The organism is Luteococcus peritonei, assembly GCF_039526385.1.
GTDB classification, from domain to species: Bacteria; Actinomycetota; Actinomycetes; order Propionibacteriales; family Propionibacteriaceae; genus Luteococcus; species Luteococcus peritonei.
On record NZ_BAAAIX010000028.1, the window covers coordinates 15,493 to 38,971 of the forward strand.

Consider the following 23,479-nt stretch of genomic DNA (forward strand, 5'->3'; position numbering starts at 1 on the left):
GCGTGGCCGCGCCCGCCGACCAGCTCACCGTCGAGTCCGACGGCGCCCACAAGGGCTTCCAGGTGGTGCTGGACAACTTCGAGGGCCCCTTCGACCTGCTGCTGCAGCTGATCAGCCGCCACAAGCTGGACGTCACCGAGATCGCGCTGAGCAAGGTCACCGACGAGTTCATCGCCCACGTCAAGGCCGGCGGCGCGGTCTGGGACCTGGAGCAGACCAGCTCCTTCCTGGTGGTGGCCGCCACCCTGCTGGACCTCAAGGCCGCCCGGCTGCTGCCCCAGGGCGAGGTGGAGGACCCCGAGGACCTCGCGCTGCTGGAGGCCCGGGACCTGCTCTTCGCCCGGCTGCTGCAGTACCGCGCCTTCAAGATCGTGAGCGGTGAGTTCGCCGCGCGCCTGGAGGCCGAGACGCTGCGTTTCGCCCGGCCCGGCGGCCTGGAGCCGCGCTTCGCCGGCCTGCTGCCGGAGGTCACCATCCCGGCCGGCCCGGAACGGCTGGCCCAGCTCGCCGCCCGCGCGCTGACCCCCTCCCGGCCGCCCGAGGTGAGCCTGGAGCACCTGCACGGCTCCACGGTGAGCGTCCAGGAGCAGGCCGGCCTCATCGTCGACCGGCTGCAGCGCACCGGCACCATCACCTTCCGCGCCCTCACCGGCGATGCCGACAAGCTGACCACGGTGGCGCGCTTCCTGGCCCTGCTGGAGCTCTTCCGCAACCGGGCCGTCAGCTTCGAGCAGCTCACCCCGCTGGGCGAGCTCACCATCCGCTGGACCGGCGACGAGGACACCGAGGTCACCATCTCCGACGAGTTCGACGGGGGAGAGGGCGACCGGTCCGAGGAGCAGCAGACGGGCGAGCAGCAGACGGGTGAGCAGCAGACCGGCGGGGAACCGCCGGACGAGGAACCGGCACCGGCCACCGACGACGAGACGAGCGAGGACGCATGAGCGAGCAGGAGCAGGCACCGGCCAGCCGCGAGGAGCGCGCCGAGGCGGTGGAGGGACCGCTGGAGGCCCTGCTGCTGATGGCCGACGAACCGATGACCACCGAGACCCTGGCCGAGGCGGTGCAGGAGTCGGTGGAGGTGGTGGAGCTGGCCCTGACCACGCTGCGCGAGTTCTACGACCGCTCCCAGCGCGGCTTCGAGCTGCGCCGGGTGGGCGGCGGCTGGCGCTACTGGACCCGCGCCGAGCATGCCGAGCTGATCAGCGCCTGGGTGGTCTCCGGGCAGTCCAACAAGCTCTCGCAGGCGGCACTGGAGACGCTCAGCGTGATCGCCTACCTGCAGCCGATCAGCCGGGCCCGGGTCTCCGCGGTGCGCGGCGTCAACGTCGACGGCGTGGTGCGCACCCTGCTGGCCCGCGGCCTGGTCACCGAGGCCGGCGCCGACGAGCAGACCGGCGCCATGGTCTTCTCCACCACCGACTACTTCCTGGAGCGGATGGGGCTGGCCAGCCTCGACGAGCTGCCGCCGCTGGCACCGCACCTGCCCGATGCCTCCGCCCTGGAGGCCGAGCTGGCCGACCTGGTCACCGCACCCACCGAGCAGGGCGCCCCCACCGAGCAGACATCCGGGTCGGGACAGGCCGAAGTGCCCGGTGGGGCTGAGAGCCAGCAGTCAGCCGATGCCGCCGAGGGGTCAAGTCCGGATACGGTGGAGGACGATGCCGCCGACGACCACGTCGCGGCCGAGGACGAGGACGACAGCACGCATGACTGAGCACGACGACCGTGAGGTCGACGAGAACATCGACCTGGAGCAGCACCGCCCCGAGCAGGCGGAGCCCGAGGAGACGGCCCGCGAGGACCGCCCCGAGGCCGAGGACGAGCCCGAGCTGGTGCGGCTGCAGAAGGTGCTGGCCGCGGCCGGCATCGCCTCGCGTCGCCATGCCGAGGCGATGATCGCCGGAGGTCGCGTCGAGGTCAACGGCGCCCTGGTGACCGAGCAGGGTCTGCGCGTGGACCCGCAGCGCGACACCATCCGCGTCGACGGGATGCGGATCCCGCCGCCCCGTCGCCACGCCTACCTGGTGGTGAACAAGCCCCGCGGCGTCGTCTCCACCATGGAGGACCCGGAGGGCCGCCCCACGCTGGGCGACATCCAGTTCGACAAGACCAGCTGGCAGCAGCTGCGCCTGTTCCACGTCGGTCGGCTGGACACCGACACCGAGGGCCTGATCATCCTCACCAATGACGGGGAGTTCGCCCACCGCATGGCGCACCCCAAGTACAAGGTGCCCAAGACCTACCTGGCCGAGGTGGAGGGCCTGCTGGACAACAAGACCCTGCGTCGCCTCGAGAAGGGCCTGCGCCTGGACGACGGCCCGGTGAAGCCGGACAAGGTCAAGCTGGTGATGCGCTCCGAGACCCGCTCGCTGGTGGAGATCACCCTGCACGAGGGCCGCAACCGCATCGTGCGCCGCATGATGGACTCCGTCGCCCACCCGGTGCGCAAGCTGAGCCGCACCGCCATCGGCCCGGTGCGCCTGGGCCAGCTGCCGATCGGCGAGGCCCGCGAGCTCACCCGCGACGAGATGGGCGTCCTGCTCGACCTGGTGAAGATGTGAGATGAGGCGCGTCCGGGGCCTGGAGACCGAGTACGGGCTCCAGGTGCGCGTCGAGACGGCCGGTCTGCCCGAGGGGCGGGCCGGCCGCTCTGCTGGTTGGCGCCGGTTGGGCTCCGACGAGGCCGCCCACCTGCTCTTCGCGCCCGTGGTGGAGGCCAATGCGGCCACCAATGTCTACCTGCGCAACGGCGGGCGGCTCTACCTGGACGTGGGTTCCCACCCCGAGTACGCCACCGCCGAGTGCTCCAGCCTGACCGAGCTGCTGGCCCAGGACCGCGCCGGTGACCTGGTGCTGGACCGGCTGGCCGAGCGGGCCGAGCAGGCCCTGACTGCGGAAGGCCGCCAGGCCCGGGTCTCGGTCTTCAAGAACAACGTTGACTCCCATGCCAACTCCTACGGCAGCCACGAGAACTACCAGGTCTCCCGCACGGTGGCCGGGGGAGAGCTGGAGGACCTGGTGGGCCACCTCACCGCCTTCCTGGTCACCCGGCAGCTGGTCTGCGGGGCGGGCCACTGGAGCCGCGACCGGATGGGCGTGGGGTGCTTCCTGGTCTCGCAGCGCGCCGAGCACATGTGGGACCCGATGGGATCGGCCACCACCCGCAGCCGCCCCATGGTCAACACCCGCGACGAGCCGCACGCCGATGCCGAGCGCTTCCGTCGCCTCCACGTGATCGTGGGGGACTCCACCATGCTGGAGCCCACCACGCTGGTCAGGATCGGTGCCACCGAGCTGGTGCTGCGCGTGCTGGAGTCGGGCCGGCGGCTGGACCACCTGGTGGTGCGCGAGCCGGGCCGGGTGATCCGCGAGGTGGCGGCCGACATCACCGGACGCACCCCGGTCACCAGCGACGGGATGGCCGCCGTCGCGGTGCAGCGGCACTGCTGGGAACTGGCCGCCGAGCACGCCGACGACGAGGAGCTGCGCGAGGCGCACCGGCTGTGGGGGCGGGTGCTGGAGGCCATCGAGGACCAGGCGCTGGAACGCGTCGAGCGCGAGGTGGACTGGGTGGCCAAGCGGCGCCTGCTGCTGGCCCAGGCCGAACGTCACCGGATGCGCCCCGACGATCCCCGGCTGGCCCAGCTCGACCTGGCCTGGCACGACGTGCGGGCCGGGCGCGGGCTGGCCCGGGTCGCCGAGGCCCGCGGCCAGGTGGAGCGCTGTTTGACCGACGGCGCGGCAGAGGTGGCCGTCGACCGGCCACCGGCCACCACCAGGGCGGTGCTCCGCTCCCGTTTCGTCGAGGCGGCCCAGCGCCACCGACGCAGCTTCGGGGTGGACTGGATGCGCTTCTCCTGCCACGACCTGGAGCACGGCACCGTCGTCGTGCCCGATCCGCTCGCCACCACCGACCAGGCCGTCGACGAGCTGCTGGAACGGATGGCCACCGAGCCCCGGGCGGCAGGATCGGCCAGCTTCCGCAGCTCGCGGGGGCCCGGCGCCTCCCACGGTGGCGGCGCTCCGGGCGCCTCGGGGAGCTTCGGGGGCTCCGTGCCCATCGGGTAGCCTCGGGCCCGTGCACAAGACCCTGAACCTGACCCCCCGACGGATCGCCGGCTCCCTGCTGGCCCTCGCGCTGGCCGGCTCGCTGACCGCCTGCGGCAACGACGAGACCGAGGTGAGCACCAGCGTCAGCCCGGCCGCCAGTGCCTCTCAGCAGGCCAGCCAGGCCGCCAGCAGTCCCGCGGCGAGCGCCTCGCCCAGCGCTGCCGCCACCCCCACCGTCAAGCCCACCGTGGTGAAGAACCTGGACGCCGTCACCGTGACCCCGACCACCGTCGGCAAGGCGCCCACCATCACCGCCAAGTGGCCGATCGCCATCGAGAAGACCGCCGTCAAGGTGCTCACCCCCGGCACCGGGCAGACCGTGGCCAAGGGATCCAGCGTCGAGGTCAACTACCAGGGTGTCAACGCCCGCACCGGCAAGGCCTTCGACGGTTCCTTCACCGACCAGTTCGGCCACAAGCAGCCCGCCAGCTTCTCGCTGCAGCAGGTGGTGCCCGGCTTCACCAAGGCCATCGAGGGCCAGAAGGTGGGCAGCCGCGTCCTGGTGATGATGACCTCCGAGGACGGCTACGCCGACGGCAATCCGCAGGCCGGCATCCTCAAGGGCGACAACCTTGTCTTCGTGATCGACATCCTCTCCGCCCCCTACACCAAGGCCACCGGCACCGCCGTCGCGCCGAAGGCGGGCCTGCCCACGGTCAAGGACGACGCCAAGGGCTTCCCCGTGGTCACCGTCCCGAAGACCGCCGCCCCCACCACGCTGACCGTGCAGCCGCTCATCAAGGGCGCCAGCAGCCGCAAGGTGGCCGCCACCGATGCCGTGACCGTCAACTACCGCGCCTATGCGTGGAAGGACGGCAAGCTGCTGGCCGACGACTACCCGACCGGTCCCGAGACCGCCCTGCTCTCCCAGCTGCAGCCGTCCTGGCAGAAGGGCCTGGTGAACCAGCCGGTCGGCAGCCGGGTGCTGATCGTCTCACCGCCCGCCGATGCCTACGGTGCTGCCGGCAACGACAAGGTGCCCGCCAACACCACCGCGGTCTTCGTGGTGGACGTGCTCTACGCCCAGCAGGGCGCGCAGCAGTGAGCTGAAGCAGGCCTCGCGAGGGCTCGTCGGGATGCTTCCCGACGGGCCCTCGGCGCGTCCGGGCTCAGACCACCCAAGGGGTCCACACCGGACCGGCCTCCAGCTGGCCGGGACGGAGCGCGGCCAGCACCTGCTCGGCGCGGTCGGCCTCCGGCAGCCCGGCGGAGCGGCAGAGCAGCCGCAGCACATCGCCGCTGGTCATGCCCTGCGCCGCCAGGTCGGCCAGGGTGACCGCCCCGTCGCGCTTGGCCAGTCGCTGGCCCTGCTGGTTCAGCGCCAGCGAGACGTGCACGTAGTCGGGCACCGCGAAGCCCAGCCGACTGGTCAGCCAGGCCTGGCGCGGGGAGGAGTCCAGCAGGTCGTCGCCGCGCACCACCTGCCCGATTCCCTGCAGCCCGTCGTCCACCACCACCGCCAGGTTGTAGGCGGGGGTGCCGTCGGCGCGGAAGAGCACGAAGTCGTCCACCGGCCCCGCCACCAGGCCGGCGTGGCGGTCGTGGACACTGAACCGCTCGACGTCGGCGCGCAGCCGCAACGCCGGGGCCCGCTCGGAGCGGCGACGGGCGCGCTCGGCCTGGGACAGGTCGCGGCAGGTGCCGGGATAGGGCCGCCACTGCGGCGCTCCCGGCCCGCCGTTGGGAGCCTGCGACGCCTCGGCGATCTCTCGTCGGGTGCAGAAGCACTCGTAGGTCTCCAGGCCGGCCGCGGCCTCGCGGTAGAGCTCCAGCCGCTCGGACTGGCGCACCACCTCGCCGTCCCAGTCCAGACCCAGCGCAGCGAGGTCGTCGAGCTGGCGGGCGGCCACCTCAGGGGCCGCCGCCACCCGCTGCTGGTCCAGGTCCTCGATCCGCAGCAGGAAGCCCCGGCCCTCGCTGCGCGCGAAGAGCCAGGCCAGCAGGGCGGTGCGCAGGTTGCCCAGGTGCAGGTCGCTGGTGGGGGAGGGCGCGAAACGGCCGGCGGCAGGAGTCACGCCCCCATCCTCGCGCACCGCGCGGACCCGCCGTCGCGCGCCGCACGGCCGGCGACCCGCCACGCCCCCTGATTCGCCCACCTGTTCGACCGCGCTGGTAGCCTCGGGCCTGCCCGTACATGACGGCAACCATTCCGGAAGGTCCCCATGGCGCCCCGCAAGTCAGAACGCATCGTGAACCTCACGATCTGCCTGCTGTCGGCCCGTCGATTCCTGCCCAAGGAACAGATCCGCGAGATCGTCGAGGGGTATGCCGGCATGAACGACGCCGCCTTCGAGCGCACCTTCGAGCGGGACAAGGACGAGCTGCGGGCGATGGGCGTGCCGGTGGAGACCGGCCACAACGAGGCCCTCTTCGACGACGAGCCCGGATATCGGATCCGTCGTGCGGACTTCGAGTTCCCCCCGGTGGACTTCAGCCCCGAGGAGGCCACCGCCCTCGCGGCCGCCGCCCGGGTCTGGCAGCAGGCCAGCGTCGCCGAGCAGACCGTCAACGCGCTGGCCAAGCTGCGCGCCGCCGGGGTCGAGCCGGACACGGATCGGTTGGCCGCCCTGGAGCCCAGCGTGAGTGCGGCCGAGCCCGCCTTCGAGGCGATCTGGCAGGCCACCCTGCAGCGTCGCCGGGTGAGCTTCCGCTACCGCCGCGGTGATGCCGTGCGCACCCTCGAGCCGTGGAGCGTCACCTGGCGCAAGGGTGCCTGGTACGTGATCGGCCAGGACGTGGACAAGGGCGAGCCGCGGATGTTCAAGATGTCGCGGATCACGAGTGAACCGGTGCTGGCGGACCGCCGCGAGGCCTACGAGGTGCCGCAGGTGGACCTGGCCGAGCTGGCCCGCCGCCTGGAGCCCTCCGGCCCCGATTCCACCGCCCTGCTGGCCGTCCTCGACGGCCACGCCCCCTCGTTGACCCGTCGCGGCACCGAGGAGCAGACCGAGCTGCCGCTACCGGGCGGCTACCGCGCCTGGCGGGTGCCCTATGCCAGCCGGGGCGACCTGGCCGGCGAGATCTGCGCCGCCGGGGCCGATGTCCTGGTGCTGGAACCTCGCCAGCTGCGCGAGCAGGTGACGGCCCAGCTGCAGGCCGTCGTCGACGCCCACCCCGTCGCCGCCGATCCCGAGGAGGGACGATGAGCACCTCGAGCGAGCAGGTGAACCGGCTGCTGGCCCTGGTGCCCTATCTGCAGGCCCATCCCGGCATCCCGGTGGCCACCGCCGCCCAGGCCTTCGGCATCACCGAGGCACAGCTGATGAAGGACCTGCGGGTCGCCTGGATGTGCGGCCTGCCCGGCGGCCTGCCGGGCGACCTGATCGAGATCGACATGGACGCGGCGCAGGAGTCCGGCACCATCCATTTGTCCAATGCCGACTATCTCTCCCGCCCGATGCGCTTCACCCTCGACGAGGTGATGAGCCTGGTGGTGGCGCTGCGCGCCGTCGCCGAGGTGGCCACCGGCGAGACCGCACGCGCCGTGGGCAGCGCGCTGGCCAAGCTGGAGGCGCTCACCAGCCAGGGCGAGGCCAGCCGGGTGGCGATCCGGGTGGCCAGCGGCAGCGAGCAGGTCCGCGAGCAGCTCACCAGCGCCATCGACCGGCACGCCCGGGTGAGGCTGGTCTACGACGGGCTGGCGCGCGGACGCACCTCCACCCCGGTGGTGGATCCCGTGCGCATCGACCTGGTGGACGGGGCCGCCTACCTGCAGGCCTGGAGCCACGAGCGGGAGGCCTGGCGCACCTACAAGCTGGACCGGATCGCCGAGGCCACGGTGCTGGACGAGCCCGCCGCCGACCACGGCCCTGCCCCGCAGCCCAGCCCGGGCTGGTTCGAGGGCAGCGCGGTGGTGAGGCTGGAGCTGGACCCGGAGGCCCGCTGGGTGACCGAGTACTACCCGATGCGCAGCGTGAATCCTTGCGGAACCGACGATGACATCTGGGTGGCGGAGGTGCCGGTCGCCGACCCCTCCTGGCTGCGCGGCCTGCTGCTGCGCCTGGGTGGCCATGCCCGCGTCGTCGAGCCGGAACAGGCCGGGCGCGATGCCGTACGGGTGGCGCGCGAGGCGCTGGAGCTGAACCGCTCCTGGTTCGCTGACGACGCCCGGGAGGCGTGAATGGGCTGGCTGCTGCTGTGGTGCGGCATCGGCCTGCTCAACCTCGTGGTGCTGGCCGGCTGCCTGTGGAACCTGTGGCGCAAGGGGCGGGCCCTGGTGGCGGAACTGTCGGCCCAGGGCCGTACGCTGGGCGAGTTGTCCGAGCTGTTGGGACAAGTACAGTTGCAGTCGCGGTCCGACGACGGGCTGCGCTGAGCACCATCGCGGCGTCCGGGCGAGCGCACCGGACAGGCTGACCGGCCCACGGGCCGGTCCGAGACTTGGAGATAGACATGTTTGGACTTGGCTGGCAGGAACTGCTCATCGTCCTGGTGATCGCCGTGCTGCTCTTCGGCGGTACCCGACTGGCCGGCGTCGGCAAGGCCTCAGGTCGTGCCATCCGCGAGTTCAAGGAGGAGACCGCGGGTCTCAAGGAGGTCGGCAAGGCCCAGCCGCCGGCCACCACCGGCACCACGGCCCCGATCGCGGAGGACCTGCGTCGCGTCGACGAGGCCGACAAGCGCATCAACTGACCGTGAGCACCACCGCCGAGGCGCGCCCCCGGGCGCGCAGGCTCTCCTGGCTGCACCCGCCGAAGCCGTCCGACGACGGGTCGATGGCCCTGGTGGACCACCTCAAGGAGCTCCGCTACCGCGTGATCGTCGCGGTGGCGGCCATCCTGGTGACGATGGTGGTCTGCCTGGTCTTCGGTGACCAGATCCTGACCATCGTGCTGCGGCCCTTCTACATCGCGATCGACACCTATCGGGCGGCCAACCCGGAGGCGAACGTGATCATCTCGGCCGAGGGCCTGGAGTCACCGCTGCTGCTGCGGCTCAAGATCGCCCTCTACGCCGGTCTGATCATCAGCTGCCCGGTCTGGCTCTACCAGGTCTGGGCCTTCATCGCGCCCGGCCTGCTGCGCAACGAGAAGCGCTATGCGCTCGCCTTCCTGGGCAGCGGCATCCCGCTGTTCATCTCCGGGGTGCTGCTGGGCTACTGGATCTCTCCCAAGGGCTTCGCGGTGATGCTGGGCTTCACGCCCAACACCCCGGACCTGTGGAACATCCAGGAGGTCCAGAAGTTCCTCAACTTCGAGATGATGATGCTGATGGTCTTCGGCCTCAGCTTCCTGCTGCCGGTCATCCTGATCGCGCTCAACCTGGTGGGCGTGCTGAAGGGCGCCACGATGGGTCGCTTCCGGGTGGTCGCGATCTTCCTGTGCTTCGTCTTCGGCGCCGTGGCCACCCCGTCGACCGATCCCTTCAGCATGTGCGCCCTGGCTGCGCCGATGGCCCTGATGTACATCATCAGCGAGGTCATCTGCCGTGCCAACGACCGTCGTCGCGCCGCCCGCGGCGACGAGATCGTGCTCCCGGACTGACGTGACCGGCCGCACCATCCGCCTGGTGGCGAATCCTGCCGCCGGGCGCGGCCGGGGCGCGAAGGCCTTGCCCTCACTGGTGCAGCGGCTGCGCCGGGCCGGCCACCGGCTGCACGTCCACGAGTCCACCAGCTATGCCGACGCGCGGCTGCGCACCGTGCAGGCGGTCGCCGCCTCGCAGCCGGGTGACGCCCTGGTGGTGGTGGGTGGCGACGGCATGGCCCACCTGGGGCTCAATGCCTGCGCCGGCACCCAGGTACCGCTGGGTGTGGTGCCGGTGGGCACCGGCAACGACTTCTGCCGTGGCACCGGTGCCGCCCGCAGCGTGGCCGCCGCGAGCCGTGCCATCGCCGCCGGCCGCACCCGCCTGGTGGACCTGGCGGAGGTCACCGGCGCCCTGCGCGAAGGAGCCGAGCGGCGCTGGGTCGGCTCGGTGGTCTCCACCGGTTACGACGCCCGGGTGAACCGGCGTGCCAATGCCTTCCCCTGGTCGCTGGGTCCGGCCAGCCCGCTGGCCTATGCCGGCATCGCCCTGGCCGAGCTGCGCACCTTCGAGCCGATGCACTACCGGCTCACCATCGACGGCGCGGTCCGTGAGCTGCCCGCCATGTTCGTGGCGGTGGGCAATGCCGGCTACTTCGGCGGCGGCATGAACATCTGCCCCCGCGCCGATGTCACCGACGGCCTGCTCGAGGTGATGCTGATCCACCCGGTGAGCCGCGCCACCCTGCTGCGGCTGCTGCCCAGCGCCTTCACCGGCGGCTACGTCAAGGACCCCGCCGTGGAGCACCTGCGGGCCCGCGAGGTGCGTGTCGCCGGTACCGACGAGGCGGGCCAGGCCATGTTCGCGATGGCCGACGGCGAGGAGCTGGGGCCCGCGCCGGTGACCGTCCGTGCCGTGCCGGGAGCGCTGCACCTGTTCGTCCCCTGACGGCGACCACTGCCGCCGCTCCGCCGACGGCGCAAGCCCACCCCGCTTGTCGGTGGCAGCGGCTAGGGTCGAGGCGATGAGCGAGTTCGCTGACCAGCAGCTTCCCCAGCAGACCGGCGACCAGGAGACGGGCGACGCCGTGGACCTCGACGCGCCCGTCGAACCCTTCGTGCCGGAGCCCGGTTCGCTGCTGGAGCAGTTCGCGGCCGGCTATCCCTTCAGCCTGGACGACTACCAGCTGCGCGCCTGCGCCCAGGTGGAGGCCGGGGCCGGCGTGCTGGTGGCAGCCCCCACCGGTGCCGGCAAGACCGTGGTGGGGGAGTTCGCCGTCTTCTGCGCCCTGGCCACCGGCCGCAAGTGCTTCTACACCACGCCGATCAAGGCGCTGAGCAACCAGAAGTTCCACGACCTGGGACGCCGCCACGGCACCGACCGGGTGGGCCTGCTCACCGGTGACTCGTCGATCAACTCCGAGGCGCAGGTGGTGGTGATGACCACCGAGGTGCTGCGCAACATGATCTATGCCAACTCCACCACCCTGGACAACCTCGGGTACGTGGTGATGGACGAGGTGCACTACCTGGCCGACCGCTTCCGTGGTGCCGTCTGGGAGGAGGTCATCCTGGGCTTGGCGCCCAGCGTGCAGGTGGTGAGCCTCTCGGCCACCGTCAGCAATGCCGAGGAGTTCGGCGACTGGCTCGACGAGGTGCGCGGCAACGTGCAGGTGGTGGTCTCGGAGCGCCGCCCCGTGCCGCTCTTCCAGCACGTGATGGCCGGCAAGCAGATCCACGACCTGTTCGAGGGCGAGGCGCCCACCGCCGCCGCCCTGCCCAGCGAGCGGGCCGCCAAGGTGAACCCGGAGCTGCTCAAGCTCTCACGCACCGAGGCTCGCAGTGTGCGCGACGACTCGCGACGCCCCCGCGGCCGCAACGGCAAGGGCAAGAAGACCGTGGCCTATGGCTCCGGCCAGTTCGGCGGTGCCGCGGCGCGCGCCCGCGTCGAACCCGGCCGGGACCGCCAGCAGGGGCCCAGGCTCACACCGAGCCGCGCCGTGATGACCACCCAGCTGCAGCGGGCGAAGCTGCTGCCCGCCATTTGCTTCGTCTTCAGCCGGCAGGGCTGCGACGGGGTGGTGCGCCAGCTGCTGGCCTCCGGCGTGAACCTCACCACCAGCGAGGAGGCCACCCGGCTGATCGGCATCGCCCAGCGCCACCTCGACGGCCTGGCGCCCGCGGACCTGCGCGCCCTGGACCATGACGTCTTCCTGGAGGCGCTGAGCCGCGGCATCGCCGCCCACCACGCCGGCCTGCTGCCCGCCTTCAAGGCCGTGGTGGAGGAGGGCTTCGCCGCCGGCCTGATCAAGATCGTCTTCGCCACCGAGACCCTCGCGCTGGGCATCAACATGCCCGCCCGCACCGTGGTGATCGAGAAGCTGGTCAAGTACAACGGCGAGGGCCACGTCGACATCACACCGGGGGAGTACACCCAGCTGACCGGCCGTGCCGGCCGTCGTGGCATCGACGTGGAGGGCCACGCCGTCGTGCTCTGGCAGAGCGGGATGGACCCCCGGGCCGTTGCCGGCCTGGCCTCGCGACGCACCTACCCGCTGCGCTCCAGCTTCAGCCCCACCTACAACATGACCGTGAACCTGGTGGGCCGGCTGGGCCGCGAGCGGGCCCGCGCGATGCTGGAGCAGAGCTTCGCCCAGTTCCAGACCGACCGTTCCGTGGTGGGGCTGGCCCGCAATGCCGCCCGCAACCAGGCCGACATCGACCGCTACCTGGAGGCGGCCGGCTGCGAACTGGGCGACTTCGCCGAGTACGCCCGGCTGCGCGAGGAGGTGGGCCGGCTGGAGGCCGAGCAGGCCCGGCTGCGCAAGGCCGACCGTCGCGCCGAGGCGCTGCAGTCCATGCTGGAGCTGGAGGTCGGCGACGTGGTGCACGTGCCCGGCGGGCGCCACCAGGGCTGGGCCGCGGTGGTCGACACCGGCATCCGCGGCGGGCGGGGCCACGAGCCGCACCCCATGGTGGTCACCGAGGACCGACAGTTCGTCCGGCTCACCCTGAACGACTTCCCCACACCCACCCGCAGCGTCGGCAAGCTGCGCATCCCGCGCAAGTTCGACCCGCGCCAGGCCGCCAGCCGCAAGGCGCTGGCCTCCGCCTTCCTGGCCAAGCTGGAGGCGCTGCAGCCGCAGGTGGAGCAGATCGACGGCCCCCGGGCCGATGCCGAGCTCACCGCCCGGATCCTGGAGCTGCGCAGCCAGATCAAGGCGCACCCCTGCCACGCCTGCCCCGACCGGGAGAGCCATGCCCGCTTCGCGGAGCGGGCGATGCGGCTGGAACGTGACCGCGACCAGGCGCGCTCCCGGGCCGAGGCGCGCAGCAACACCATCGCCAAGCGCTTCGACAAGCTCTGCTCGGTGCTGGAAAGCCTGGGTTACCTGGGCAGCGAGGACCACGAGGTCACCGAGGACGGCCGGATGCTGGCGCGGCTCTACTCGGAACTCGACCTGGTGGCGGCCGAGTGCATCCGTGACGGTGTCTTCGACGGCCTGGACGCCCCGCAGCTCGCCGCGGTGCTCAGCTCCTTGGTCTACGAGACCCGGCGCAATGACAACGGCCGGATGTCGCGGATGCCGGACCGTGCCACCGAGGTGGCGCAGGGCGAGCTGCGCCGCAAGTGGCGCGAGGTGAGCCTGGTGGAGCGCGACCACCGCCTGGACCGGGGCCCCGAGCCCGACATCGGCTTCGCGGAGGCCGCCTACGACTGGGCCGACGGCATGCCACTGGCCAGCGTGCTCTACAAGTGCGGCCTGCCCGCCGGCGACTTCGTGCGCTGGGTCCGCCAGGTGATCGACATGGCCGGGCAGGTGGCCAGCGCCGCCGGCCCGGGTGACCTCCGCCGGACCTGCCACCAGGTGATGGACGCCATGCGTCGCGGCGTCGTGGAGTTCGACCCCGACGAGGACTGAGCCCACAGCGAACCTGCCCCGGACGATGGCGGTGCGCCGTCGTCGCGCCGTTAGACTCACCGTGCACGGCTCCCGCCGGCGCCTGAACCCCAGACGAACCCGACGAACGGAGACCGACATGGCCGGTGGCCTTGCCGCCCTGCTGGACGACGTGGCCGCGATCGCCAAGCTCGCCGCCGCGTCCGTGGACGACATCGGTGCTGCTGCCACCAAGGCCAGCCTGAAGGCGACCGGCGTCGTGGTGGACGACACCGCCGTCACCCCCCGCTATGTCGAGGGCCTCACCCCGGACCGCGAGCTGCCGATCATCAAGCGGATCGCCATGGGATCGATCCGCAACAAGATGGTGATCATCCTGCCGATCGCGCTGCTGCTCAGCGCCTTCGCGCCCTGGCTGCTGACCCCGATCCTGATGCTGGGCGGCTGCTACCTGTCCTACGAGGGCGCCCACAAGATCTGGGGCATGCTGCTGGGTCACCACGAGGAGGCCGGGGACGTCCCGGTCGCGGCCTCCGGCAAGGAGCAGGAGGACAAGATGGTCTCCAGCGCCATCACCACCGACCTGATCCTGTCCGCCGAGATCATGGTGATCTCGCTCAACGAGGTGGCCGACGAGTCCTTCTGGATGCGCGCCGCCGCCCTGGTGGCCGTCGCCTTCCTGATCACCGCGCTGGTCTACGGTGTGGTGGCCCTGATCGTGAAGCTGGACGACATCGGCCTGCACATGACCCAGCGCGGCCTGCGCTCCGGCCAGCTCGTCGTCAAGGCGATGCCGGTGATCCTGTCCATCCTGTCCACGGTGGGCCTGGCCGCCATGCTCTGGGTCGGTGGCCACATCCTGATGGTGGGCGCCGACGAGCTCGGCCTGCACTGGCCCTACGAGTTCGTGCACCACCTGCAGCACCAGGTGGAGCACGCCGTGCCCCATGCCCTGGCCGGCACCCTCGGCTGGCTGACCAACACCATCGGCTCGGCGATCATCGGCCTGGTGGTGGGCTCGGTGCTGGTGGCCATCATGGCCCTGCTGCCCTTCGGCCACGGCAAGGGCCATGGCGAGGAGCACGCGGATGGCCATGGCGCCCACGGCTCCGCGCTCGAGGTGCACAGCGACACCCAGCGCGCCCGCGCCGCCCACCTGGCCGCCAAGCACCAGGCCGCCGAGCAGAAGCTGGCCTCTGGCAAGCGTCATGCCGCCGGCGAGTTCTGGGGCGAGGGCACGGTGGACGTCGACCGCCCCGACCCGGCGGACCGCCACTACCGCTGAGCGCCCGCGCCCCGAACGGCAGCGGGCAGGCCGCGGCCTCCTCGCTAGGGTGGGCGCCATGAGCCTCGCCCTGCGCGTCATCCCCTGCCTCGACGTCCACGACGGGCGCGTGGTCAAGGGGGTCAACTTCACCAACCTGCGCGACGCCGGGGATCCCGTCGAACTGGCCCGCGCCTACGGCGAGGCCGGCGCCGACGAGCTGGTCTTCCTGGACATCTCGGCCTCCAGCGAGGGGCGCGCCACCACCCGCGAGATGGTCACCCGCTGCGCGGAGACCGTCTTCATCCCGCTCTGCGTCGGCGGGGGAGTGGGCGGCGTCGAGGACGTGGACGCGCTGCTGCGCTGCGGTGCCGACAAGGTGGGCATCAACACCGGGGCGATCCGACGCCCGGAGGCGATCGACGAGATCAGCCGTCGCTTCGGGAACCAGGTGCTGGTGCTCTCGCTGGACGCCCGGCGCGAGGCCGGCCAGCCCTCAGGCTTCGGCGTCACCACCCACGGCGGCCGGACCGCCGCCGGGCTGGACGCGATCGCCTGGGTGCGTGAGGCGGTGGACCGCGGGGCGGGCGAGGTGCTGCTCAACTCGATGGATGCCGACGGCACCACCGACGGATTCGACCTGGAGATGATCGCAGCGGTGCGCGAGGCGGTGGACGTGCCGGTGATCGCCTCCGGCGGCGCCGGGACCGTGGAGCACTTCGTCCAGGCGGCCCGGGCCGGGGCCGATGCGGTGCTGGCGGCCAGCGTCTTCCACTACGGCACCCTGTCCATCGGCCAGGTCAAGGACGGCCTGAGGCAGGCCGGGGTGGCGGTGCGCTGAGCGCGACGGGCCGGCACCCAGCCCCCCGGCCCCGCCCGGGCTGGGGCCTGTGCCCGCCGAGATGGTAGGAAAGTGGCCATGGACTGCCTCTTCTGCAGCATCGTGGCCGGTGACATCCCCGCCCGGAAGGTCTACGAGGACGAGCATGCGTTCGCCTTCCTGGACATCGAGCCCTGGCACAAGGGCCACACCCTGGTGGTGCCTCGTCGGCATGTCGACGACCTGACCGGTGATGCCGAGGTGCTGTCCGAGATCGCCCCGGCGATCAGCCATGTCTCACGCCTGCTGGTGGAGCGCCTCGATGCCGACGGGATCAACATGCTCTCCAGCGCCGGTCCGGTGGCAGGCCAGGAGGTCTTCCACCTGCACGTCCATCTGGTGCCGCGTTTCGGTGCTGACCCCGGCCTCGGAGCGCTTTTCCGCAAGGGCGTCACGGACGACCCCGACGAGGTGCTGACCCAGATCATCGACTCCTGACCAGCGGTAACATCACCGATTGAATGGTTGACGGTCGCAAGATCACGAATTCGGAAAGATTGCTCCAGCACTGGGGGTGTCCGTTGCGACGGTCTGTCGTAGAGGTTTAACCTGAGGTGGTCGGGAGGCGGTGCCGCCTTCTGTCATCCAGCGGCGGAGTGGTGGGGACATCGTCCGCTGCGCTAGCGAAAGGCAATGCCATGAACGCCAAGCCCGTGAAGCTGATCGGACTGCTCTCCCTGATCGCCGGCCTGATCATGCTGCTCGCCGGGGCGACCACCTGGGCGGTGGTCACCAGCCAGCTGAAGAGCGAGAACATCACCGTCCCCGCCGACGCCAGCAGCAATGCGGGCAAGAAGGTGGGCGGACCGTTCACTGCCTGGAGCCAGGCGGAGATCATCAAGGAGCACGCCCTCCACGGGGCCGAGAACAAGACCTATGCCGAGCTGGGGGCCGAGATCAAGAAGGCCGAGGCCGCCGGCGACACCGCTGCGGTGGAGAAGTGGACCAAGGCGCGTACCTCCGCCATGAACGGTTCCTTCCTGCGCGCCTCGCTGTTCACCTCGATCGTCTCCTATGGCGTCTCCGCCCTCGTGATGGGGCTGGGCCTGCTGTCCGGTCTGGTGGGCTGGGCCCTGATGCGGATCGCCAAGCTGCTGGAGGCGGGCCGTGGCGCGGGCGTTGCCGCGGACCGGCTGGTCTCTGACGGCGCCCACCGCGCCTGACGCTGTCCACCAGATGGGCCGTCCCGCACCGGCGGGGCGGCCCATCTGTCGTCCTGCCGGGCCCATCCGGTCCGGATCGTGGGACAAAGCGGCTGGGCGTTGACGACCGTCGAGCGGGTGCGGGAGATTGGGGCCATGCACTTCTTCCTCCTCGTAGTCGCCGAGCGCTGAGACCCACCGCACCACTGGTCGCAGCGCTTCCCTCGTTTGCCGTCGGGCAACGGGGGTTTTTTGTTGGAGGAAGCAGTTTCGTCACACCCGGAGACCCCACCGGGCGAACCACCGAGGAAGGGACCGCCATGGCACCCGAGAAGGCCGCCAACGAGACGATGATGACCGGCGCGCAGGCGCTGGTCGCCTCCCTGGAGCGCCTCGGGGTGGAGGTGGTCTTCGGCATCCCCGGCGGCGCGATCCTGCCCGCCTATGATCCGCTCTACGACTCCAAGATCCGCCACGTCCTGGTGCGCCACGAGCAGGGCGCCGGCCATGCTGCCGAGGGCTATGCCACCGCCACCGGCCGCGTCGGCGTCTGCATCGCCACCTCCGGCCCGGGTGCCACCAACCTGGTCACCCCCATCGCCGACGCCTACATGGACTCCGTGCCGATGGTCGCCATCACCGGCCAGGTCAACTCGGCCTCGATCGGCACCGACGCCTTCCAGGAGGCCGACATCCGCGGCATCACGATGCCGATCAGCAAGCACAACTTCCTGGTCACCCGCACCGAGGACATCCCCACCGCGGTCAAGCAGGCCTTCCACATCGCCGAGACCGGCCGCCCCGGCCCCGTCCTGGTGGACATCTCCAAGGACGCGCTCACCAACAGCGCCCCCTTCGTCTGGCCCTCCGGCATCGACCTGCCCGGCTACAAGCCCACCACCAAGCCGCATGTCCGACAGGTGCGTGAGGCCGCGAAGATGATCGCCGAGGCCAAGCGTCCGGTGCTCTACGTCGGCGGTGGTGTCATCAAGGCCCGCGCCGCGGAGGAGCTCGCCCAGCTGGTCGAGGCCACCGGCATCCCGGTGGTCACCACGTTGATGGCCCGCGGCGCCTTCCCCGACAGCCACGAGCTGCACATGGGCATGCCCGGCATGCACGGCACCGTGGCCGCGGTCGGTGCCATCCAGCAGTCCGACCTGCTGATCGCCGTCGGCACCCGCTTCGACGACCGCGTCACCGGCAAGCTGGACAGCTTCGCCCCGCTGGCCAAGGTGATCCACGCCGACATCGACCCGGCCGAGATCAGCAAGAACCGGGTGGCCGACCTGCCCATCGTCGGCGACGCCCGCGCCTTCCTGCGCGAGCTGAACAGCGCCATCGAGGGCGTCGAGCTGGCCGACCTCGGCCCCTGGCAGCAGAACCTGGCCTCGCTGAAGCAGCGCTACCCGCTGGGCTGGGAGAGCGAGACCGGCGGCAAGCTGAGCCCGCAGTACGTCATCAAGCGGATCGGCGAGCTGACCGGCCCGGACGCCATCTACGTCTCCGGCGTTGGCCAGCACCAGATGTGGGCGGCCCACTTCCTGCCCCACGAGAAGCCCGGCAAGTGGCTCAACTCCGGCGGTGCCGGCACCATGGGCTACTGCGTCCCGGCGGCCATGGGCGCCAAGGCCGGCGCGCCGGACACGGTGGTCTGGGGCATCGACGGCGACGGCTGCTTCCAGATGACCAACCAGGAGCTGGTCACCTGCGCGCTCAACGACATCCCGATCAAGATCGCGGTCATCAACAACAACGTGCTGGGCATGGTGCGCCAGTGGCAGACGCTGTTCTACGACCAGCGCTACTCCAACACCAACCTCAACTCCGAGCGGATCCCCGACTTCCCCAAGCTGGCGGAGGCGATGGGCTGCGTCGGCCTGCGCGCCGAGACCCCCGAGGAGGTCGACGAGGTGATCCAGAAGGCGCTGAGCATCAACGACGGCCCGGTCGTGGTGGAGTTCGTCGTCCACAAGGACGCCATGGTCTGGCCGATGGTGGCCGCCGGCACCAGCAATGACGACATCAAGATCGCCCGTGACATGGCCCCCGACTGGGAAGAGGAAGTCCTGTGAGCACCACCACCACCCACACGCTCAGCGTCCTGGTCAACAACGCCCCCGGCGTGCTGACCCGCACCGCGGCGCTGTTCAGCCGTCGCGGCTTCAACATCGAGTCGCTCGCGGTGGGTCCCACCGAGCGTCCCGAGCTCTCCCGGATGACCCTGGTGGCCCAGGTGGACGACCCGATCGTGCTGGAGCAGCTGGTCAAGCAGCTCAACAAGCTCGTCGAGGTGATCAAGGTCGTCGAGCTGGAGCGCAATGCCGTGCAGCGCGAGCTGATCCTGGTCAAGGTGCGCTCCACCATGGAGAACCGCAGCCAGATCATCGACACCGTCGGTCTGTTCCGTGGGAAGACGGTCGACGTCGGTCCCGAGTCCATTACGGTGGAGGCGACCGGCAGCCGGGAGAAGCTCGACGCGATGCTCGAGATGCTCCAGCCCTTCGGCGTGGTCGAGCTGGTGCAGTCGGGCATCGTCGCGCTCGGGCGTGGCAGCAGGACCATCACCGACAAGAACCGGCCCTAGGGCCACCCCGTCTGTCCCGCCACCCCGGCCAGGGGAGCGGGAACGCTACAACCAAGGAGTTCCATCCACATGGCAAAGATGTTCTACGACGACGACGCCGACCTCTCGGTCATCCAGGGCCGCACCGTCGCGGTGATCGGCTACGGCTCGCAGGGCCACGCCCACGCGCTGAGCCTGCGCGACTCCGGTGTGGACGTGCGCGTCGGCCTGCGCGAGGGCAGCAAGTCCCGCGCCAAGGCCGAGGCCGAGGGCCTGCGCGTGCTCAGCGTCGCCGACGCCGTGGAGGAGGCCGACCTGATCATGGTGCTGGCCCCCGACCAGGAGCAGCGCAAGCTCTACAAGGAGGAGATCGAGCCCTCCCTGGTGCCCGGCGACGCGCTCTTCTTCGCCCACGGCTTCAACATCCGCTTCGGCTACATCACCCCGCCCGAGGGCGTCGACGTGTGCATGGTCGCCCCCAAGGGCCCCGGCCACCTGGTGCGTCGCGAGTACGCCGACGGCCGTGGCGTGCCGGTCATCGTCGCCGTGGAGAAGGACGCCACCGGCAATGCCTGGCCGCTCGCGCTGAGCTACGCCAAGGCGATCGGCGGCCTGCGCGCCGGCGGCATCCAGACCACCTTCACCGAGGAGACCGAGACCGACCTGTTCGGTGAGCAGGCCGTGCTCTGCGGCGGCGCCTCGCAGCTGGTGATGTACGGCTTCGAGACCCTGGTCGAGGCCGGCTACCAGCCCGAGGTGGCCTACTTCGAGTGCCTGCACGAGCTCAAGCTGATCGTCGACCTGATGATCGAGGGCGGCATCGCCAAGCAGCGCTGGAGCGTCTCCGACACCGCCGAGTACGGCGACTACGTCTCCGGCCCGCGCGTCATCGACCCGCACGTCAAGGAGAACATGAAGGCGGTGCTGGCCGACATCCAGAACGGCAACTTCGCCAAGCGCTTCATCGATGACCAGGATGCCGGCGCCCCGGAGTTCAAGGACCTGCGCGCCAAGGGTGAGGCCCACCCGATCGAGGCCACCGGCCGCGAGCTGCGCAAGCTGATGGCCTGGGTGAAGCCGGCCGACAGCGACTACGTCGAGGGCAGCGCCGAGCGCTGATCCTGTACAGCTGACAGATCGGCCCGGCCCGGTGGGGGAGACCCCGCCGGGCCGGGCCGTCGTCATGCCCTGGCCGCCTTGCAGGTGTTGGTTGTTCTAGTCATAATAGAACTATGTTGTGGCAGGTGGACCCGGGCTCCTCACAGCCGTTGTTCGAGCAGCTGGCCGCCCAGGTGCGCCACGGCGTGGCCAGCGGGCAACTGGTCACCGGTGAGCGGCTGCCCAGCGCCAAGGAGTTGGCCGCCAGCCTGGAGGTCAACCTGCACACCGTCCTGCGTGCCTACCAGCAGTTGCGCGACGAGGGCCTGATCGAGCTGCGACGTGGCAGGGGAGCGGTGGTCATCGCCGACGACCCCGGTCTGGTCCAGCTGGAGCACCTGGCCGACCAGCTGCTGCAGCAGGCGCGCCGCCTGGGCCTGAGCATCGAGCAGACCGTCGGCATCCTCGAGAGCCGGAAGTGATCCCCATGTCGAGTTCCACCACCCCTGTTCGCCCCTCCGTTCCTGCGCGGGCGGTATGGATCCCGCTGCTGGTCAGCCTGGTCTGCGTGCTGGCCGGCCTCGGCCTGGTCTGGGGCGTGCGTGCCGAGCTGCCCGACCCGGTGGCCCGCCACTGGTCCGCCGATGGCACGCCGGACGGCTTCAGCTCCCTGCGGGTGCAGCTGGCCGTCGCCACCCTCTTCCCCCTGTTGCTCTCCGGCATCGTGCTCGCCCTGGGGGCGGGCACCCGCCAACTGCGCGCCCTCGGGCCGGTGGCCGCCGGCCTGGCCGCCTTCGTGTCGGTGGTGCTCTTCGGCAGCACCTGGGCCCAGCGCGGCCAGCAGGCCGCCACCGCCACGGACGTGAACTGGCCGGCCTGGGCCGGGGCAGGCGCCGGTCTGCTCTGCGGCCTGCTGGTCTGGCTGACCACCCGCGACACGGCCCACCACGTCGCCACCGCCACGCCCGCGGTCGACGCGCCCCGGATCCGGGTGGCCCCGGGGACCACGTTGGCCTGGACCGGCAGCACCCGGGCGAGCACCGGGGTCTGGGTCTCGGCCGTGCTGGGCCTGCTGCCGATGCTGGTGATGGGCGCGGTCTTCTGGGCCATGGGCAACCGCTCGATGGGCCTGTTCATGCTCGCCCTGGAGGTGCCGATGGCGCTGCTGCTCAGCGCCCTGCGCTGCCGGGTCACCATCGACGCGCGCGGCGTGCGGGCCATGGGCCTGGGGCTCGTGCCCTGGGTGCGACTGCCCCTGGAACAGATCGAGGAGGCCACCATCGGCACCGCCTCGCCGATGGGCGACTTCGGTGGCTGGGGCTACCGGGGCCGGCTGGACGGCAGCGGTGCCTGGGGACTGGTGACGGCCGAGGGCGAGGCGCTGGTGCTGGAGCGCGCCGGCAAGGGCCCGCTCTACGTGACCGTCGACCGCGCCCGCGAGGCCGCCGGCGTCGTCAACACCCTGATCTCGCGGAGCGCGCGATGAGCGCCGCGGCCACGGACCTGGCCCAGGGGCGCCCGGAACACGGCGTGGAGGGTGGACGGGTCGATCGCCGGGCGGTCGCCGTCTTCCTGGCCGTCGCCTTCGGACTGGCCTGGGCCGGTGAGCTGGTGCTGGCCCTCACCGGAGGCCTGCAGCAGAAGGCTGCTGCCATCGCCCTGCCCGTCATCATGTTCACCCCGATGGTGGCGAGCCTGGTGGCCTGCCGGATGCGGCGCCGCCCCTGGGCGCGGAGCGTGGGCCTGGGTCGGGAGTCCTTCAGTGATGCTGCCGCCCGACGGATCCTCGGCTTCGGGCTGGCCAGCATCCTGCTGCTCCTGCTCGCCAGCGGCCTGGTGGTCACACTGGCCGACCTGGCCGGCTGGCTGCCGCTGGATGCCGGTCTGCCGGGCCTGGGCCCGGTGATGGACCAGCTGCCGCGCGAGGACCGTCCGCCGGCCTGGGTGCTGCTGGCGCTGCAGCTGGCCAGCATTCCGGTGGCCGCCTTCACGATCAACGGCCTGTTCGCCCTGGGGGAGGAGGTCGGCTGGCGGGGATGGCTGCTGGACGCTCTGATGCCGTTGGGCCGCAGCCGCGCGGTGCTGCTGGTGGGCGCCATCTGGGGGCTGTGGCACGCCCCATTGATCGCGATGGGCTACGAGTACTCCCACCAGGTCCCCTTCCTGGCCGGCGTGCTCCTGTTCACCTGCTTCTGCACTGCGCTGGGGGTCCTGATGGCCTGGTTGCGGCTGCGCACCGGGTCGGTGCTCACCGCGGCGGTGGGTCACGGGGCGCTGAATGCCTCGGCCGGCCTGCCGGCGCTCTTCGTGGCGCCCGGTGAGCTGCGCTGGGCCTGGGGCACCATCGTCGGCGTGCCGGGGGTGCTCGTCGTGGGAGGGCTGGCCGTGCTGCTGCTCACCCGGGCCCGCTGGTCGGTGCCGCAGGGCTGAAGGGTCAGGCGGCCGCGCGTCGGGTGGCGATCACCATGGAGACGTCGGCGGCCACGCTCACCTCGGTGGAGGTGAAGCGCGCATCGCTCAGCCAGTCCTGGCGCACCGGGTCCGCGGCGGCCATCGGGGTGCAGGACCACTCGGTGGAGCGGCCGGCCTTGGTGTCGGGCAGGAAGTCGTCCACCACCACCATGCCGCCGTCGGCCACCAGCTCCCAGGCCAGGTCCAGGCCCACGGTCTCGGCCACGCCACGGTCGAAGTAGAGCAGGGAGAAGGGGGCGTGGCGCCGCAGCACCTCGCAACCGCCCACCAGCACGTCGATCTCGGCCCCCGCCAGGGCCTGCGCGGCCCGTTCTGCCTGCTGCGGGTCCTGCTCCACGCAGACCACCCGGGTGCTCGCGGGAGCACCGCTGCGCAGCCAGGCCACCCCGGCCCCGGAGCCGGTGCCGATCTCCGCCACGATCCCACGACGGGAGGCCGCCAGAGTGGCCAGCAGCCGCCCCGACTCGTGCCGGGTGGTCTGCTGCCAACCACTGCTCAGCGAGGTCCGCAAAGCCCTGCTGACAAGCTCGGGAACCTGGTCGGGGGTGCTCATTGCGCCAGTCTTGCAGGCGGCGGGTCA

24 protein-coding genes are annotated in these 23,479 nt (G+C 71.3%); 22 read left to right on the forward strand and 2 right to left on the reverse strand.

Annotated features, from left to right (window positions below; genetic code table 11):
* Nucleotides 1-2: 2 nt before the first annotated feature.
* Genes ABD073_RS11775 through ABD073_RS11795 form a run of 5 tightly spaced genes read left to right on the forward strand, consistent with a single transcriptional unit; the run spans nucleotide 3 to nucleotide 5,158 of the window.
* Nucleotides 3-944 (forward strand): segregation and condensation protein A, encoded by a 942-nt coding sequence (locus tag ABD073_RS11775; RefSeq protein WP_343874851.1) that lies wholly within the window; start codon nucleotides 3-5, stop codon nucleotides 942-944.
* Nucleotides 941-1,717 carry an SMC-Scp complex subunit ScpB gene (gene scpB / locus ABD073_RS11780; RefSeq protein ID WP_343874852.1) on the forward strand — a complete coding sequence of 259 codons (777 nt, stop codon included), beginning with the start codon at nucleotides 941-943 and terminating at the stop codon, nucleotides 1,715-1,717. The genes ABD073_RS11775 and scpB overlap by 4 nt, the downstream gene beginning before the upstream one ends.
* Nucleotides 1,710-2,564 (forward strand): pseudouridine synthase, encoded by an 855-nt coding sequence (locus ABD073_RS11785; protein WP_343874854.1) that lies wholly within the window; start codon nucleotides 1,710-1,712, stop codon nucleotides 2,562-2,564. The genes scpB and ABD073_RS11785 overlap by 8 nt, the downstream gene beginning before the upstream one ends.
* Before the next feature lies 1 nt (nucleotide 2,565).
* Nucleotides 2,566-4,071: a proteasome accessory factor PafA2 family protein gene (locus ABD073_RS11790; protein ID WP_343874855.1), complete on the forward strand. Its 1,506-nt coding sequence runs from the start codon at nucleotides 2,566-2,568 to the stop codon at nucleotides 4,069-4,071.
* 10 nt (nucleotides 4,072-4,081) lie between these two features.
* Nucleotides 4,082-5,158, forward strand: a complete 1,077-nt coding sequence (locus tag ABD073_RS11795) for an FKBP-type peptidyl-prolyl cis-trans isomerase (protein WP_343874856.1) — start codon at nucleotides 4,082-4,084, stop codon at nucleotides 5,156-5,158.
* 64 nt (nucleotides 5,159-5,222) lie between these two features.
* Here ABD073_RS11795 and gluQRS read toward each other — a convergent pair whose 3' ends face one another.
* Nucleotides 5,223-6,128 (reverse strand): tRNA glutamyl-Q(34) synthetase GluQRS, encoded by a 906-nt coding sequence (gene gluQRS / locus ABD073_RS11800; RefSeq protein ID WP_386751501.1) that lies wholly within the window; start codon nucleotides 6,126-6,128, stop codon nucleotides 5,223-5,225.
* Between the two features lie 147 nt (nucleotides 6,129-6,275).
* On the opposite strand from gluQRS, the gene ABD073_RS11805 reads away from it, so the two are divergent.
* The 17 genes from ABD073_RS11805 to ABD073_RS11885 all read left to right on the forward strand — a co-directional run bounded on the left by ABD073_RS11805 (nucleotide 6,276) and on the right by ABD073_RS11885 (nucleotide 22,857).
* Nucleotides 6,276-7,259, forward strand: a complete 984-nt coding sequence (locus ABD073_RS11805; RefSeq protein ID WP_343874858.1) for a helix-turn-helix transcriptional regulator — start codon at nucleotides 6,276-6,278, stop codon at nucleotides 7,257-7,259.
* A complete protein-coding gene (locus ABD073_RS11810; protein ID WP_343874860.1) occupies nucleotides 7,256-8,233 on the forward strand; it encodes a helix-turn-helix transcriptional regulator in 978 nt (325 codons plus the stop codon). Before ABD073_RS11805 ends, ABD073_RS11810 begins: the two co-directional genes overlap by 4 nt.
* Nucleotides 8,234-8,428 (forward strand): hypothetical protein, encoded by a 195-nt coding sequence (locus tag ABD073_RS11815; protein WP_343874861.1) that lies wholly within the window; start codon nucleotides 8,234-8,236, stop codon nucleotides 8,426-8,428.
* Nucleotides 8,429-8,505: 77 nt separating this feature from the next.
* Nucleotides 8,506-8,745, forward strand: a complete 240-nt coding sequence (locus ABD073_RS11820) for a Sec-independent protein translocase subunit TatA/TatB (RefSeq protein ID WP_343874862.1) — start codon at nucleotides 8,506-8,508, stop codon at nucleotides 8,743-8,745.
* Between the two features lie 2 nt (nucleotides 8,746-8,747).
* Entirely contained in the window at nucleotides 8,748-9,596 is an 849-nt protein-coding gene (gene tatC, locus ABD073_RS11825; protein WP_343874864.1) for a twin-arginine translocase subunit TatC, read from the forward strand.
* Between the two features lie 25 nt (nucleotides 9,597-9,621).
* Nucleotides 9,622-10,527, forward strand: coding sequence for a diacylglycerol/lipid kinase family protein (locus ABD073_RS11830; RefSeq protein ID WP_343874866.1), 906 nt, complete (start codon nucleotides 9,622-9,624; stop codon nucleotides 10,525-10,527).
* 76 nt (nucleotides 10,528-10,603) lie between these two features.
* Complete coding sequence (locus tag ABD073_RS11835; protein WP_343874868.1) at nucleotides 10,604-13,501, forward strand: DEAD/DEAH box helicase; 2,898 nt, start codon at nucleotides 10,604-10,606, stop codon at nucleotides 13,499-13,501.
* A gap of 118 nt (nucleotides 13,502-13,619) precedes the next feature.
* The gene (locus ABD073_RS11840) at nucleotides 13,620-14,765 is read left to right on the forward strand and encodes a DUF808 domain-containing protein (protein WP_343874870.1); all 1,146 of its coding nucleotides are present in this window, start codon (nucleotides 13,620-13,622) and stop codon (nucleotides 14,763-14,765) included.
* A 58-nt stretch (nucleotides 14,766-14,823) separates the two neighbouring features.
* Nucleotides 14,824-15,585, forward strand: a complete 762-nt coding sequence (gene hisF / locus ABD073_RS11845) for an imidazole glycerol phosphate synthase subunit HisF (protein ID WP_343874871.1) — start codon at nucleotides 14,824-14,826, stop codon at nucleotides 15,583-15,585.
* 78 nt (nucleotides 15,586-15,663) lie between these two features.
* Nucleotides 15,664-16,062 carry an HIT family protein gene (locus ABD073_RS11850; protein WP_343874872.1) on the forward strand — a complete coding sequence of 133 codons (399 nt, stop codon included), beginning with the start codon at nucleotides 15,664-15,666 and terminating at the stop codon, nucleotides 16,060-16,062.
* A 200-nt stretch (nucleotides 16,063-16,262) separates the two neighbouring features.
* Entirely contained in the window at nucleotides 16,263-16,787 is a 525-nt protein-coding gene (locus ABD073_RS11855; protein ID WP_343874873.1) for an aromatic ring-opening dioxygenase LigA, read from the forward strand.
* 299 nt (nucleotides 16,788-17,086) lie between these two features.
* Complete coding sequence (locus ABD073_RS11860) at nucleotides 17,087-18,838, forward strand: acetolactate synthase large subunit (RefSeq protein ID WP_386751505.1); 1,752 nt, start codon at nucleotides 17,087-17,089, stop codon at nucleotides 18,836-18,838.
* Nucleotides 18,835-19,350: an acetolactate synthase small subunit gene (ilvN, locus tag ABD073_RS11865; protein WP_343874874.1), complete on the forward strand. Its 516-nt coding sequence runs from the start codon at nucleotides 18,835-18,837 to the stop codon at nucleotides 19,348-19,350. The genes ABD073_RS11860 and ilvN overlap by 4 nt, the downstream gene beginning before the upstream one ends.
* Before the next feature lie 69 nt (nucleotides 19,351-19,419).
* A complete protein-coding gene (gene ilvC, locus ABD073_RS11870; protein ID WP_343874876.1) occupies nucleotides 19,420-20,448 on the forward strand; it encodes a ketol-acid reductoisomerase in 1,029 nt (342 codons plus the stop codon).
* Between the two features lie 113 nt (nucleotides 20,449-20,561).
* Entirely contained in the window at nucleotides 20,562-20,909 is a 348-nt protein-coding gene (locus ABD073_RS11875) for a GntR family transcriptional regulator (protein WP_343874879.1), read from the forward strand.
* 5 nt (nucleotides 20,910-20,914) lie between these two features.
* Nucleotides 20,915-21,913 (forward strand): SdpI family protein, encoded by a 999-nt coding sequence (locus ABD073_RS11880; RefSeq protein ID WP_343874881.1) that lies wholly within the window; start codon nucleotides 20,915-20,917, stop codon nucleotides 21,911-21,913.
* On the forward strand, nucleotides 21,910-22,857 hold the full coding sequence (locus ABD073_RS11885) for a CPBP family intramembrane glutamic endopeptidase (protein WP_343874883.1): 948 nt from the start codon (nucleotides 21,910-21,912) through the stop codon (nucleotides 22,855-22,857). The genes ABD073_RS11880 and ABD073_RS11885 overlap by 4 nt, the downstream gene beginning before the upstream one ends.
* Nucleotides 22,858-22,861: 4 nt before the next feature.
* Here the strand turns inward: ABD073_RS11885 and ABD073_RS11890 are convergent, their stop codons facing one another.
* Nucleotides 22,862-23,452, reverse strand: coding sequence for an O-methyltransferase (locus tag ABD073_RS11890; protein WP_343874884.1), 591 nt, complete (start codon nucleotides 23,450-23,452; stop codon nucleotides 22,862-22,864).
* Nucleotides 23,453-23,479: the final 27 nt, after the last annotated feature.